Source organism: Sulfitobacter sp., from assembly GCF_039977885.1.
GTDB lineage: Bacteria > Pseudomonadota > Alphaproteobacteria > Rhodobacterales > Rhodobacteraceae > Sulfitobacter.
The window spans coordinates 736,750-750,590 of sequence record NZ_JBDWCI010000020.1; the positions used below are offsets into that span (position 1 = coordinate 736,750).

The 13,841-nt window shown below is 58.9% G+C and carries 12 protein-coding genes; 9 read left to right on the forward strand and 3 right to left on the reverse strand.

Annotated features, from left to right (window positions below; all coding sequences use genetic code 11):
- The first annotated feature begins 43 nt into the window (after positions 1-43).
- Positions 44-1,384, forward strand: a complete 1,341-nt coding sequence (locus ABJM03_RS17275) for a pitrilysin family protein (protein WP_348419089.1) — start codon at positions 44-46, stop codon at positions 1,382-1,384.
- The gene (locus ABJM03_RS17280; protein WP_348419090.1) at positions 1,381-2,691 is read left to right on the forward strand and encodes a pitrilysin family protein; all 1,311 of its coding nucleotides are present in this window, start codon (positions 1,381-1,383) and stop codon (positions 2,689-2,691) included. The genes ABJM03_RS17275 and ABJM03_RS17280 overlap by 4 nt, the downstream gene beginning before the upstream one ends.
- A gap of 55 nt (positions 2,692-2,746) precedes the next feature.
- Here ABJM03_RS17280 and ABJM03_RS17285 read toward each other — a convergent pair whose 3' ends face one another.
- The 3 genes from ABJM03_RS17285 to uraH form a co-directional block, all read right to left on the reverse strand.
- Positions 2,747-5,083 (reverse strand): aldehyde dehydrogenase family protein, encoded by a 2,337-nt coding sequence (locus ABJM03_RS17285; RefSeq protein WP_348419091.1) that lies wholly within the window; start codon positions 5,081-5,083, stop codon positions 2,747-2,749.
- 17 nt (positions 5,084-5,100) lie between these two features.
- Positions 5,101-6,105: a deoxyribose-phosphate aldolase gene (gene deoC / locus ABJM03_RS17290; RefSeq protein WP_348419092.1), complete on the reverse strand. Its 1,005-nt coding sequence runs from the start codon at positions 6,103-6,105 to the stop codon at positions 5,101-5,103.
- Positions 6,106-6,186: 81 nt separating this feature from the next.
- Positions 6,187-6,546 carry a hydroxyisourate hydrolase gene (gene uraH, locus ABJM03_RS17295; RefSeq protein WP_348419093.1) on the reverse strand — a complete coding sequence of 120 codons (360 nt, stop codon included), beginning with the start codon at positions 6,544-6,546 and terminating at the stop codon, positions 6,187-6,189.
- Positions 6,547-6,612: 66 nt separating this feature from the next.
- Between uraH and ABJM03_RS17300 the strand changes: the two genes are divergently transcribed.
- From ABJM03_RS17300 to ABJM03_RS17330, 7 genes are all read left to right on the forward strand, one after another.
- Positions 6,613-7,101 (forward strand): hypothetical protein, encoded by a 489-nt coding sequence (locus ABJM03_RS17300; protein WP_348419094.1) that lies wholly within the window; start codon positions 6,613-6,615, stop codon positions 7,099-7,101.
- Complete coding sequence (locus tag ABJM03_RS17305) at positions 7,098-8,255, forward strand: LysM peptidoglycan-binding domain-containing protein (RefSeq protein WP_348419095.1); 1,158 nt, start codon at positions 7,098-7,100, stop codon at positions 8,253-8,255. Before ABJM03_RS17300 ends, ABJM03_RS17305 begins: the two co-directional genes overlap by 4 nt.
- Before the next feature lie 185 nt (positions 8,256-8,440).
- Positions 8,441-9,856: an allantoinase PuuE gene (gene puuE / locus ABJM03_RS17310; protein WP_348419096.1), complete on the forward strand. Its 1,416-nt coding sequence runs from the start codon at positions 8,441-8,443 to the stop codon at positions 9,854-9,856.
- Positions 9,853-10,662 carry a bifunctional allantoicase/(S)-ureidoglycine aminohydrolase gene (locus ABJM03_RS17315; RefSeq protein WP_348419097.1) on the forward strand — a complete coding sequence of 270 codons (810 nt, stop codon included), beginning with the start codon at positions 9,853-9,855 and terminating at the stop codon, positions 10,660-10,662. The genes puuE and ABJM03_RS17315 overlap by 4 nt, the downstream gene beginning before the upstream one ends.
- On the forward strand, positions 10,659-11,147 hold the full coding sequence (locus tag ABJM03_RS17320) for an ureidoglycolate lyase (RefSeq protein WP_348419098.1): 489 nt from the start codon (positions 10,659-10,661) through the stop codon (positions 11,145-11,147). The genes ABJM03_RS17315 and ABJM03_RS17320 overlap by 4 nt, the downstream gene beginning before the upstream one ends.
- 50 nt (positions 11,148-11,197) lie before the next feature.
- A complete protein-coding gene (locus ABJM03_RS17325; protein ID WP_348419099.1) occupies positions 11,198-12,511 on the forward strand; it encodes a nucleobase:cation symporter-2 family protein in 1,314 nt (437 codons plus the stop codon).
- Between the two features lie 63 nt (positions 12,512-12,574).
- On the forward strand, positions 12,575-13,798 hold the full coding sequence (locus ABJM03_RS17330; RefSeq protein ID WP_348419100.1) for a urate hydroxylase PuuD: 1,224 nt from the start codon (positions 12,575-12,577) through the stop codon (positions 13,796-13,798).
- Positions 13,799-13,841: the final 43 nt, after the last annotated feature.

Consider the following 13,841-nt stretch of genomic DNA (forward strand, 5'->3'; position numbering starts at 1 on the left):
CTGCGATGTCTCTTGAGTGTCTGACCCAAAAAGGACCCGCCCTATGTTGCGATACGCCCGAAACGCGGCTTTGTTTGCTTTACTGTTGCCCGCCGCTGCCCAAGCCGAAACAAGCGGTAAGGTCACCGATTTCAAGCTTGATAACGGGATGCAGGTGGTTGTCGTTGAAGATCATCGCGCACCGGTTGTGCAACATATGCTGTGGTATCGCGCTGGCTCGGCGGATGAGCCAAAGGGATCGTCCGGCGTGGCGCATTTTCTAGAGCATTTGTTGTTCAAGGCCACCGATACATTGGAAGCGGGCGAGTTTTCCGCGGTTGTGGCGGCGAACGGCGGGCGCGACAATGCTTTTACCAGCTACGATTACACCGCCTATTTCCAGCGCATCGCAGCAGACCGGCTTGGTCTGATGATGACGATGGAAGCAGACCGGATGAAGAATATCCAGCTGACGCCCGAAAACATCGCGACAGAGCGTGACGTAATCATCGAAGAGCGTAACCAACGCACTGAAAACAACCCTCAGGCCCTGTTCGGAGAGCAGATCAGCGCGGCGCAATATCTCAACCACCGCTATGGCACGCCGGTCATCGGCTGGATGCACGAGATGCAAGAGCTCGACCTTGACGATGCGCTTGGCTTTTACGAGCTATATTATTCGCCCAATAATACGGTTTTGGTGGTGTCCGGCGATGTAACTCCCGAAGAAGTTCGCGCATTGGCCGAAGAACACTATGGCCCGATCCCGTTGAACCCTGACCTGCCCGAGCGTCTGCGCACCGAAGAGCCGCGCCAGAACGCAGAACGGCGCGTGATTTTCCGCGATGCGCGTGTGGCACAACCCTATGTCTACCGCAGCTATCTGGTCCCTGAACGTGACAGCGGCGCACAGGAAACGGCAGCGGCGCTGACGATACTGGCGGAAATCCTCGGCGGTGGGACAACCTCTTTTCTGGCCGAGAAGCTCCAATTCGATACGCAGACTGCCACCTACACCACCGCTGGCTATTCCGGCGTGTCACTGGATGACACGACCTTTCGCATGATTGTCGTCCCCACCCCGGGGGTGAGCCTTGAGGACGGCGAAGCAGCGCTGGACGGGGCATTGGCGGAATTCATGGAGGCCGGTGTGGATACGGATCAGCTTGAGCGGATCAAGCTCCAGCTACGGGCCTCTGAAATTTATGCGCAGGATAACGTAGACGGGATCGCCAACCGCTATGGTCGTGCGCTGACTTCAGGACTGACGATCCAGGATGTGGAGGCGTGGCCTGACATTCTTGATGCTGTGACTGCCGATGACATCATGCAAGCCGCAACCCTGCTGCGCCGTGAGGCCTCTGTCACCGGCTGGTTGATGCGCCCCGAAGGAGTTTCCCAATGATCCGTTTTGCAACTGCCCTGTTTTTGGGAGCCACAGCAGCTTTGCCTGCGCGTGCCGAAGTCGACATCCAGTCCGTAACCTCCCCCGGCGGGATCGAGGCATGGCTGGTCGAGGAACACTCACTGCCATTCGTGGCAATTGATATCGCTTTCCTTGGCGGCACCTCATTGGATGTGGCCGGCAAGCGCGGCGCGGTTCATCTGATGACGGGTCTGCTAGAGGAAGGATCAGGGGATCTGGACGCCCGCGGGTTTGCCCGCGCAACCGAAGCCTTGGCAACGGATTTTGGCTTTAGCTCCAGCCCGGAAGAAGTATCCATATCGGCGCGCTTCCTGACCGAGAACTTTGATGAATCTGTCGCCTTGATGCGTGATGCAATCCAGAAACCGCGATTTGATGCGGCCGACATAGAGCGGGTGCGTGCGCAGGTTCTGTCGGGTCTGTCCTATAGCGAAAATGATCCTAACGACATCGCGTCCAAGACATTCGCTGCAATGGCCTATGGTGATCACCCCTACGGCACCGCAGAAGAAGGCACGCCCGAAAGCGTCGCTGCCCTGACTCGCGATGACCTGCTTGAGGCGCATAAGAATGTGCTGGTGAAAGACCGCGTGCTGGTTGGTGCGGTGGGTGACATCACTCCAGAGCAATTGGGCAAGCTACTCGATGCGGTTCTGGGTGATCTGCCACAGAGCGGCCCCGCGCTTCCGCCTGAGGTAGAGCCGAAGATCGCAGGCGGCACAACCGTGGTCGAGTTTGACACGCCACAATCCGTGGCGCTGTTCGGGCAGCGGGGTATCTCGTTTGATGATGAGGACTATTTTGCCGCTGTGCTGCTCAATCAGGTATTGGGCGGCGGCGGTTTTGAAAGCCGTCTGATGCAGGAGGTTCGCGAAAAGCGTGGGCTGACCTACGGGGTTTATTCTTCGTTGCAATCGCGCGATCTGTCTTCGGCTTACATGGGCTCTGTCAGTTCCGGCAATGACCGGATCGGCAAGGCAATCGAGGTCATCCGCGACCAATGGCGCATGACCGCCGAGCAGGGCATCACCCAAGAAGAGCTGGACGGAGCCAAAACCTATCTGACCGGCGCCTATCCGCTGCGTTTTGATGGCAACAGCACCATCGCAGGCATCCTTGTAGGGATGCAGACGATCGGGCTGGATATTGATTATGTAAAGACCCGCAATGAGCGGGTCGAGAAGGTAACACTCGATGACGTCAAGCGCGTCGCGGGTGAGTTGCTTGATCCTGACCACTTGCATTTTGTTGTGGTGGGCAAGCCGACCGGTGTTGTTAACGAGTGACTTGTTCTTGGATCACCGCTCCTTTAAGGGGCGGTGATCATTGTATTTTTAGGTGCTATTCCCCGTAGGGAACCCAGATATTTTTGACTTCCGTCGCATGGCGCAGGAAGGTTTTGCTGTCTGGTGCGTGCCAATCCACCGCGGCACCGTTTTGCACCCATGTGCGTTTGAGATTGCCCGCCGAGGCATGTTCGATCTGTTGATCCAATGCCGGATCGCCAAAACTCCACACTGCATCTACATCCAGATGGCCTGCGAGTGCAGCGGCCACATCGACATGGGGCCCTGTCAGGATATTGACTACGCCAGCAGGCACATCCGAGGTTTCCAGAACCTGCATAAAGTCGGTTGCCGCCAGCGGGAAAGGCTCTGACGCGCACAGCACGGTGCGGTTGCCCATCGCAATGGCGGGGGCCATGACGCCAACCAGACCCGCCAGCGGTGCCGTGGCCGCACAAAGCGCACCGATGACACCCACGGGTTCTTTCATCGCCAAGGCGACGCCGCGAATGGGCACGCCATGGGTTTGGCCATCGTATTTGTCGGCCCATGCGGCATAGGTGAACAGGGTATTTACCGCCGCTTCGACCTCTTGTTTGCCGGATTTGCCGCCCTGCATGGCGTCCAGTGTGCTGGCGAATTCGGCACCGCGGGCAGAGAGGTTCTCTGCGATATAATAAAGAATTTGTGCGCGCAGGTGGCCGGTGGTTTTGCTCCACCCTTTGGCGGCATGGGCCGCCTCAACGGCATTGCGCACATCCTTGCGTGAGGATTGCGGCACATGGCCCAGCAAGGCACCGCTTTTGCCCCAGACGGGTGCGGAATAGCCGCTATCGGGGCGGGCCTGTTTACCGCCGATATAAAGCTTGGCCGTGCGGTCGATCCCTTCTGCGGGAGCGCCGTTGCCGGTCATGGCTTTGACCGCTTTCAGCGCCTTGGGTTTTGCCTTGGGCTTGGTATAGGCGCTTAGGCCTTCCCATCCGCCTTCGCGGCCAAAGCCGCTCATCCGGACGCCGCCAAATCCTGCTGCTGCATCCAGCATGTTGGTGCCGTTGATCCAGACCACGCCCGCCGCCAGCTTTGGCGCGATGTCGAGCGCGAGGTTGATGTTCTCGCTCCAGATCGTGGCGGCAAGGCCATAGCGGGTGTTATTGGCGATGCTCACCGCCTCTTCGGGCGTGCGGAAGGTGGTGGAGACCAGAACGGGACCAAAGATTTCTTCCTGCATCAGCGTATCGGCAGGATTGAGATCGGTGATGAGCGTGGGAGGGTAAAACGAGCCGCCCGTAGGCATGTCACAGGCGGCGACATGGGTTTGCCCCGCGCTATTGGCGTCGACCATGCGCGCAATGGTGTCGCGCTGAACGGGGTCGACGATGGCACCGATGTCGATGCTTTTGTCCATAGGCGCGCCCACGCGCAGCTTATCCATGCGCGCGCGCAGCTTGGCATAGAACATATCGGCGATGGGTTCATGCACCAACAGGCGCGAACCGGCACAACAGACCTGGCCCTGATTGAACCAGATCGCATCAATCAGCCCCTCAATAGCGGAATCGATATCGGCGTCGTCAAAGACGATATAGGGCGATTTGCCCCCCAGCTCGAGCGAGAGCGCCTTGCCGCTGCCAGCGGTCTGTTCGCGGATGCGTTGGCCCACGGCGGTGGAGCCGGTAAAGGCGATTTTGTCGACGTCAGCAGCCACAATCATTTCGCCCACGGCACCATCACCGGTCACGATATTGACCACGCCCTTTGGCACGCCGGCCTCGGTGCAGATCTGTGCAAACAGCAGTGCGGTGAGGGACGTATATTCGGCAGGCTTGAGAACAACTGTGTTGCCCATCGCCAGCGCAGGCGCGACTTTCCACGCGAGCATCAGCAGCGGGAAGTTCCACGGAATGATCTGGCCACACACACCAAGAGCGGCGGCATCTGGGAGCTCGGAGTGCATGAGCTGCGCCATGCCCGCGTGGTAATAGAAGTGGCGTTGTGCGAGCGGCACGTCGATATCACGGGCTTCGCGGATGGGTTTGCCGTTGTCGAGGCACTCCAGCACGGCAAACAGGCGGCTGTGTTTTTGCAACAAGCGCGCCAAAGCATAAAGGACGCGCGCGCGGGCGGCGCCGCCTGCGGCTTCCCATGGGCCTTGGGCGCTGCGGGCGGCCTTCACGGCGCTGTCCACATCGGCTTGGGTGGCTTGGCTTAGATCGGCCAGTACTTCCCCCGTGGCGGGGTTGCGGCTTTGGAAGACATCGGCGGGTTCGGTCATTTTGCCATTGATGAAGTGGCCAAAGCGCCCGCCCTGATCGACAATCCATGCCAGCGCTTGCGCGGCGGATTCGGGGGCTGTGCCATAGTCCATGGACTCGAAAATTTCGGATACGGTCATGTGTGTCGCCTTTTGGCTCAGGAAATGGGGTGGCGGTGGCCAGCGGAGTAGCTTCCGGTCACGTGATGCTCTAGCTGCCGCTCGATGTCGCCCAGCAGTGAGGACGCGCCAAAACGGAACAGATCGGGCTGCAACCAACGGTCGCCCAGCTCTTCCTTGATCAGCGCCAGATAGGTGATCGCGTCTTTGGCTTTGGAGATGCCGCCGGCGGGTTTATAGCCCACGCGGTAGCCTGTGCGGGCGTAATAGTCGCGGATCGCGCGGATCATCACCAGTGTAACGGGCAGGGTTGCGTTCACGGTTTCCTTGCCGGTGGAGGTTTTGATGAAATCGGCCCCTGCCATCATGCACACCAGACTGGCGCGCGCGACATTGCGCAGGCTGCCCAGCTCCCCCGTGGCGAGGATCGCTTTGACGTGGGCCTCACCGCACGCGGCGCGGAAGGCGCGCATCTCGTCATAAAGCGCCTGCCAGTTGCCCTCGAGTACGTGACGGCGCGAGATGACGATGTCGATCTCGGCGGCACCGGCAGCGACGCTTTGCTCGATCTCGGCGATGCGCAGGGGCAGGGGTGACAGGCCTGCGGGAAAACCGGTGGAGACAGCAGCAACGGGAATGCCTGTCCCTTGAAGGGCTTGGACCGCGGGGGCGATCATCTCGTGATAGACGCAGACGGCGCCGGTGGTGAGCGGGGCGTCCCATCCCAGCGCGTCCAATGTGGAGGCGGCAACGGGTTGGCGTGCCTTGGCGCAGAGCCGCCCGACACGGCGCGCCGTGTCGTCACCGGACAGGGTGGTCAGATCAATGCAGGTCACTGCCTTGAGCAGCCAAGCGGCCTGATGCTCTTTTTTCACCGACCGGCGCGCGGGCAGGGATGCGGCGCGGCGTTCAATCGCCGAGGTATTGGCTTGGGCACCAAGAACCCAGTTCAGATCGAGCGGCATGCCTGCATTGCGCGGCTCGGTCACTTGGGGCAGCTGCGTTGCAGTAGCGAGGGATTGGGCGCGTGTATCGACAGACATGGGCGGACCTTTCGGGAAGACTTTGCGTCAAACTCGCATGCACTGGGGGGCAGGTGCAAGATGTGCCGCCGCGTCGGAAGGTTAGCTGCCGCGGTAGGTGGAATAGCCGAAGGGCGAAAGCAAAAGCGGCACGTGGTAATGCGCGCTTGGGTCCGAGATGCCGAAACGGATCGGTATCTCATCCAGAAAGCGGGGGTTTTCAGCCGCAACACCGCTGGCATCAAGATATGCACCCGCCTCAAAGACCAGCTCGTAAGTGCCAAGGGCGAACCCGTCGCACGGGAGGATTGGCGTGTCTGTGCGCCCATCCGCATTGGTCTGCATCCGGCCAAGTGACTGACGTGAGGCACCATCAATGCGGAAGAGGCTGATCCAAAGGCCCGCAGCAGGGCGGCCCAAAGCGGTGTCCAGAACATGTGTGGTCAGGTATCCTTCAGGCATCTGGATGCTCCTATCTGATTTGTCACGAGAGACGGTTTCTCTCCTAGGTATATCAGTCATGTCTGAATGCAAAAGGACAAGCGAATCATCGCGCGCCTGAATTTGCCTCCGAAACGACTCACATGGATAAAATCTGCGAATCGATTCGTTTTTACTTTGACCTGCGTTAACCTATCGGCCTATATCTTGGTCCAAATTCTCCGAACGGCCGTTTTTGTGGCAGCAAAAACTAAATGTGGTGTTCGGGGGCTGGGGGACAACATGAAGTCATTTGTAGCGATTTTCGCGACAGCGATGGTGTTCAACATAACGAGTGCACAGGCCCGGGACGCAATGTCCGAAACACAGGCCGAATTGGTTTTTGGTGGGGCAAAATTGAACATCCAAACCGGATCTGAGGCGGCGGTATTTGCGGCGCGCTTTGAGGGAATTATGCCCGTCTGTAACCTGCTGTGCATTGCGCCTCATGGGGCGGTTGCCGGTGCCCAAACATTGAACGAGTCCGATGTCGGTGTTTTGCGTATTTGGCCTTACAATTCAGGAATAATTCATTGAACCGGTCTTCTCCGAAAATCTCATTTGATGTGCAACAACGGGTGATCCCGAAAACAGCCAAAGCTGACCGTGATGCTGCGGTAGAGCCGGGTGCACGCGCTGATGTTGATGGCGATGTTGATAAGGTGACAAAGAACCTGCCTTTGCCGCCGGTTTTTTCATCCACCGATACGAAGCCCGCAGCGAAAGTTGCGCCACAGCCGAAGATTGACGCGCAAGCGGCCGATGATGCACCCAAGGCATTTCGTCCGCCGACACCCAAGCCGCCGCTTTTTGCAGCGACAGGCCTGATGGGGCCGCAGCAAGCGGGTTTTTTCCGCCGTCATGCAAAGCCGCTTGGTTTGGCGGGCAGCGTTGCATTGGTATTTGTGTTGGGTTTGATGACGGTCTCTTCCTTGGTGGATGATGAAGCGCCACAGTCATTTTCTGCTGCGGCCGCATTGCCCGTTCAGGATACGCCAACCCGCAGTGTGGTTGCCGACCTGACCGACGTGAGCGCGGCCACCGATACGATCGTCGCGACCGACGAGATCGTTGAGGGCGACACCGCTGGGCAGGCGGTATTGGCCGGACTGCGACCACAAGCCCGGCAGGCAAGGCCGCAGGCCGAGGCCCCCCGACAGGTTGAGGGCGAAACACTGCTGAGTGCGAACAAGTTGCGCCAACTGCGCGAGGGCGTGTTGGGTGGTGTATACAGTGTGGTTGTCGTCGAGAATGATGGTGCGCGCCGCGTCGAGCTTGTGACGCATAACATTGAAATGGACGCGGGCTATGAGGAAGAGCTGTTAGTTGAGGCCGCCCAGAACGGCCTGCTTGAGCTGTCGGGAGCCTTGCGGACACCCGAGGGTAAGCTGGACAGCAAAACCATGATTTTTGATGTGGTCCAGCGGTCCTTGTTGGCCGATGAAACAAGCGAAAGCTCGAAGGCCGCTCTTGATATGTCGCGCAAGGTTTTTGCGGCATCTGTGGCGCGTACCCAGTTTGTGGACGGGCAGCGCATCTACACGGTTCAACCCGGCGACAGCCTTGCTTATATCGCCCTTCAATTCTTCGGAATGCCGACAGAATACACTCGTATTCTTGAGGAAAACCGGAGCACGCTACAATCGCCCGATAAGATCCAGATAGGCCAGCGGTTAATCATACCCAGCTGATATAATAATAAAAAGCAACGTCTCAGTGACATTCGGGCGAGCGGCGGGCTGGACAGAAATGTCCGGCCCGACTGTATTTTCGGGGGTGATAAATTGTGCAGCATGCAGGTAGCGAGGGTTTGTAAATTGCGGTGGTATGGCCAATGTGTAAGGTGGATCAAATGATCGCCCGTAAAGGACATTGCATGAACCGCTATCCCAGAGATTTTTCCGGCTATGGAGCGACGCCACCGGATGCCTGTTGGCCGAATGCTGCGCGCATTGCTGTGCAGTTTGTGGTGAACTACGAAGAAGGTGGCGAAAATAATATCCTGCATGGTGACGCGGCATCAGAGGCGTTTTTATCCGAAATCGTGGGCGCAGCCCCATGGCCCGGGCAGCGACATTGGAACATGGAAAGCATTTATGACTACGGTGCGCGGGCGGGGTTCTGGCGGCTGCACCGTCTGTTCACCGATGCGGATGTGCCGGTCACGGTCTACGGTGTGGCCAGCGCACTTGCCCGCGCGCCCGAGCAGGTCGAGGCGATGCAAGTGGCGGGGTGGGAGATTGCAAGCCACGGCTTGAAATGGATCGACTACCGCGACCACAGCGAGGCAGACGAGGCCCGCGATATGGCCGAGGCGATCCGCTTGCACACCGAGGTTACGGGCGAAGCACCGCGGGGGTGGTACTGTGGTCGTACCAGCGTCAATACGGTGCGCATGGCGGCGCAAACCGGCGCGTTTGATTATATCTCAGATACCTATGACGATGATCTGCCTTATTGGTCGGACATCGCAGGCACGCAGCAGTTGATCATTCCCTACACGCTGGATTGCAACGACATGCGCTTTGCCACGCCGCAGGGGTTCAATTCGGGCGACCAGTTTTACACCTATCTGCGCGACACATTTGATGCGCTTTATGCCGAAGGGCAGGCGGGCAGTGCCAAGATGATGAGCGTGGGGCTTCATTGCCGTCTGATCGGGCGACCAGGGCGAATTCAGGCGCTCAAGCGGTTTGTGGAATATATTAAGGGTTTTGAGGGTGTTTGGACGCCGCGCCGGATTGATATTGCGGAGCATTGGAAGGCGGCTCATCCTAGCGGTGCGCAGGGTCTTCGGCCCAGCCGGATGGGACGGGAAGAATTCGTCGACCGGTTTGGCGGCGTTTTCGAGCATTCGCCGTGGGTTGCCGAACGGGCCTTTGAGTTGGAGCTGGGGCCGGCCCATGACAGTGCGGCAGGGATGCACAATGCGCTGTGCCGGATGTTCCGCTCGGCCAGCGCAACCGAGCGTCACGGCGTGCTCACGGCGCACCCCGATCTGGCGGGGAAGCTGGCGGCAGCGGAGCGGCTGACCGCCGAAAGCACGGCAGAGCAGGCAAGCGCGGGGCTTGATGCGCTCACCGATGCGGAGCGCGCGCGGTTCACCGAGTTGAACACCGCCTATGTGGCCAAACACGGCTTTCCTTTCATCATTGCGGTGAAAGATCACAGCAAGGACGGTATTCTGCGCGCGTTTGAGGCGCGGATTGCCAATGACACCGACAGCGAATTCGCCACAGCCTGCAATCAGGTTGAACGGATCGCACGCATCAGATTGGAACAAATCCTATGAGCTATGCCTTCCCTACAGGCGGCCTGCCCGACCAAAGCGGCGATCCGGAGAGTGCTGCGGTGATGACGCCCGCCTATGCGGTGATCCCTGCATCGGTGCAGCGCGATATTGTCACCAGCTTCCTGCCCGGTTGGAAGGGCATGCGCATGTGGGTGCTGGCGCGCCCCATGTCCGGCTTTGCCGAGACATTCAGCCAATACGCGGTTGAGCTAGCCGCAGGCGGCGGATCGGACAGGCCGGAAGTGGATGAAGAGGCACAATCGGTGATTTTTGTCGCTGCTGGGCAAATCACGCTGCACATCGACGGCGCGCGCCATGTGCTCGAGGCGGGGGGCTATGCCTATATCCCGCCGGATACGCTTTGGACCATCTGGAATGACAGCGACAGCGTGAGTCAGTTTCACTGGATCCGAAAACGCTATGTCGGGGCCGAGGGTGTTGACCTGCCGGAGGCGTTTGTGACCTCTGATCAGGCGGTCGATCCGATCCCGATGCCTGATTGTAACGGTGTTTGGGCCACTACGCGTTTTGTGGAGCCCGATGATTTGCGCCATGACATGCATGTCAATATCGTTACCTTCCAGCCCGGCGGGCGCATTCCATTTGCCGAAACCCATGTGATGGAGCATGGGCTTTACGTCCTGCAAGGCACCGCTGATTATCTGCTGAACAAGGATTGGGTACCGGTTGAGCCGGGTGATTTCATGTGGCTGCGCGCCTTTTGTCCGCAGGCCTGTATCGCCACAGGCGACGCGCCGTTCCGCTATTTGCTGTATAAGGACGTGAACCGTCATATGCCGTTGTGAGTGTCGAGATCAGATCAGAGACATTGACCGCTGCGGCCTTTGCCCCCTTCGGGGATGTGTTAGAGGCTGCGGGCCCTGCGGATAAGATCATCAATGCGGGCCTGTGCGGGCGCTTTCATGACCGTGCGCAGATGGATTTTGGCGCAGGCGGTCGTGCGGGCATCAGCATCTTTAACGCCGAGGCGCGCAGCCTGCCTTACAGTTTTGATCTGATGGAACGGCATCCCGACGGCTCCCAAGCGTTCCTGCCAATGACGCAGCATCCGTTTCTGGTGATTGTGGCACCCGACGAGGGAGGTGCCCCCGGTGCGCCGCGTGCGTTTTTGACGGCACCGCATCAGGGGGTGAATTTTCACCGTGGTACATGGCACGGTGTTCTGACGCCTCTTTTTTCGCCCGGTCTGTTTGCGGTTGTCGACAGAATTGGCGCAACGCCCAACCTCGAAGAGGTAACGCTTGCCAAGGTGCATACAGTTATCCCTTAATAAACCCAAGGTTGCCGGGCACACGGCACGTGGACGAAGGGACGAATTGAATGACAGCTACACAAATCTATGCGGACCCGAATGAGACGCCGCCACTGGCTCAAGCCATCCCGTTGGGATTACAGCATGTATTGGCGATGTTCGCGTCCAATGTGACCCCGTCGATCATCGTGGCGGGTGCTGCGGGGCTTGCGTTTGGTGGGCCCGAGCAGGTGTATCTGATCCAGATGGCGATGTTGTTTGCCGGTGTGGCCACTTTGTTTCAGACGGTCGGATTTGGGCCTGTAGGCGCGCGACTGCCGATCATGCAGGGCACCAGTTTTGCCTTTGTCGGTGTGCTGGCGGGGATTGCGGCGACGATGGGTTTGAACGTGGCGTTGAGCGCGTGCATCATCGCGGGCGTTATCCACTTCTGCCTTGGTGCGGTGATCCAGCATTTACGTTGGCTGTTTCCGCCGCTGGTGACGGGGCTCGTGATCCTTGCGATTGGTCTGTACCTGATCCCTGTTGCGATTAAATACGCCGCAGGCGGTGCTGCGACATTCCAGATGGAGGCAGAGAGCTTTGGCTCGCTCATGCATTGGAGCGTGGCGTTAACGGTTGTGGTTGTCTCGCTTGTGCTCAAGTTTTTCACCAAAGGCGCACTGAGCAATTCGGCCATTCTGATTGGCTTGATCGCAGGCTACCTGCTGGCGCTGGCCTTTGGGATGGTGAATTTTGGGGCGGTCAGCAATGCAGGCTGGTTTACCGCGATTGCGCCGCTGCCCTACGGGTTTGAGTTCAACCTTGGCGCTGTGATTGCGGTCACGTTAATTTCTGTTGTGTCGGCCATTGAGACGGTCGGCGATGCCTCGGCCACGACCAAAGCGGGCGCAGGCCGTCAGGCCACAGACCGCGAAGTCGCGGGGGCAACTTATGCAGATGGGTTGGGCACAGCTGTGGCCGGTGTATTTGGCGGGCTGCCCAATACTTCCTTTAGCCAGAATGTCGGCATCGTTGGTATGACCGGCATCATGAGCCGCCATGTGGTGACCATTGGCGGGTTGATCCTGATCCTATGCGGGCTGGTTCCGAAAATCGGTGCCGTGATTGCGTCCATGCCGCTGCCTGTGCTGGGCGGCGGGGTGATTGTGATGTTTGGTATGGTGGCCGCTGCGGGGCTGAATATGTTGACCGAGGTCGACATGAATCGCCGCAACATGGTGATCATCGCTGTCTCATTGGCGGCTGGGCTGGGCCTTAATCTGGTGCCGGAGGCGGTGCAGTATCTGCCCGGTGTTATCAAAACGCTTGCCACTTCGGCGGTGGCACCCACCGCATTGGTGGGGATTGTTCTCAACCTCGTCTTGCCAGACGAAGTTTAATCTGCAAACCAGAGGTGCGCCGATACATATCCAGCGCGCCCACCCCTCAGCGTCGGAGCCTTCATGTACGATTTTGCCGCCCTTTCCTCATGGCTCGAATTTGCGGTGCGCTGGGTGCATGTGATCACGGCAATCGCGTGGATCGGCAGTTCGTTCTATTTCATTGCGCTGGATCTGGGGCTGCACCGTGATCGCAATCTGGAATCAGGGGCGGACGGGGAAGAGTGGCAGGTCCATGGCGGCGGTTTCTACCACGTGCAGAAATACCTCGTGGCGCCTGACCAAATGCCCGGCGATCTTATTTGGTTTAAATGGGAGAGCTATGCGACGTGGCTGTCCGGCTTTGCGATGCTCATCCTCGTTTATTATCTGGGGGCAGAGTTTTATCTGGTGGACCCTGCGGTGGCCGATCTGGCGATCTGGCAGGCGGTGCTTATCTCGCTTGGTTCCTTGGCCTTTGGCTGGGTGGCTTATGACCGCATTTGCAAAAGCCGCTTTGGCGATGACAATACGCGGTTGATGCTGTTGCTATATGTCATCCTTGTGGGGATGGCGTATTTTTACACCCATGTGTTTTCGGGGCGCGCGGCGCTGCTGCATCTGGGGGCCTTCACCGGCACCATCATGAGCGCGAATGTGTTTTTCATTATCATGCCGAACCAGCGCATCGTGGTGGCGGACCTCAAGGCGGGGCGCACGCCGGATGCGAAATACGGCAAGATCGCCAAACAGCGCAGCACGCATAACAATTACCTGACGCCGCCGGTGATTTTCCTGATGTTGAGCAACCACTACCCGCTCGCTTTTGCCAGCGAGATGAATTGGCTGATCGCGTCTTTGGTTTTCTTGATGGGCGTCACGATCCGGCATTATTTCAACAGCCTGCACGCGCGCCAAGGTAACAAGCACTGGACGTGGCTGGCGACGGCGTTGTTGTTTATCGCCATCATCTGGCTGTCCACTGCGCCGATGTTCCGCGCGGATGAGCCGCAAGAGGCGCAAGGCCCTGCGTTGCGCTTTGCTCAGGCCGAAGGCTTTGGCGAGGTGCAGGATATTGTGATGGGGCGTTGCTCGATGTGCCATGCCTCTGAGCCTGCTTGGGAGGGGCTTCATTGGGCCCCCAAAGGGGTGCGGTTGGAGACAGAGCACCAGATCGCGCTGGCGGCCAAGCAGATCTACCTTCAGGCTGGCCTGACCCATGCCATGCCGCCCGCCAACCTCAGCTTTATGCAGCCGCAAGAGCGCGCAAAGATTGTCGCGTGGTACCGCGCGGCCACAGGCGGCTGATCCGCTCAATTAGCCTGCGCCGCCGCTTTTAGAATCGCCGCTT

Excerpts from the sequence above, each read along its gene's own strand:
- ABJM03_RS17275 (WP_348419089.1), top strand. The coding sequence starts at position 44 with ATGTTGCGATACGCCCGAAACGCGGCTTTGTTTGCTTTACTGTTGCCC.
- ABJM03_RS17280 (WP_348419090.1), top strand. The coding sequence starts at position 1,381 with ATGATCCGTTTTGCAACTGCCCTGTTTTTGGGAGCCACAGCAGCTTTG.
- ABJM03_RS17285 (WP_348419091.1), bottom strand. The coding sequence starts at position 5,083 with ATGACCGTATCCGAAATTTTCGAGTCCATGGACTATGGCACAGCCCCC.
- deoC (WP_348419092.1), bottom strand. The coding sequence starts at position 6,105 with ATGTCTGTCGATACACGCGCCCAATCCCTCGCTACTGCAACGCAGCTG.
- uraH (WP_348419093.1), bottom strand. The coding sequence starts at position 6,546 with ATGCCTGAAGGATACCTGACCACACATGTTCTGGACACCGCTTTGGGC.
- ABJM03_RS17300 (WP_348419094.1), top strand. The coding sequence starts at position 6,613 with ATGCAAAAGGACAAGCGAATCATCGCGCGCCTGAATTTGCCTCCGAAA.
- puuE (WP_348419096.1), top strand. The coding sequence starts at position 8,441 with ATGAACCGCTATCCCAGAGATTTTTCCGGCTATGGAGCGACGCCACCG.
- ABJM03_RS17315 (WP_348419097.1), top strand. The coding sequence starts at position 9,853 with ATGAGCTATGCCTTCCCTACAGGCGGCCTGCCCGACCAAAGCGGCGAT.
- ABJM03_RS17325 (WP_348419099.1), top strand. The coding sequence starts at position 11,198 with ATGACAGCTACACAAATCTATGCGGACCCGAATGAGACGCCGCCACTG.
- ABJM03_RS17330 (WP_348419100.1), top strand. The coding sequence starts at position 12,575 with ATGTACGATTTTGCCGCCCTTTCCTCATGGCTCGAATTTGCGGTGCGC.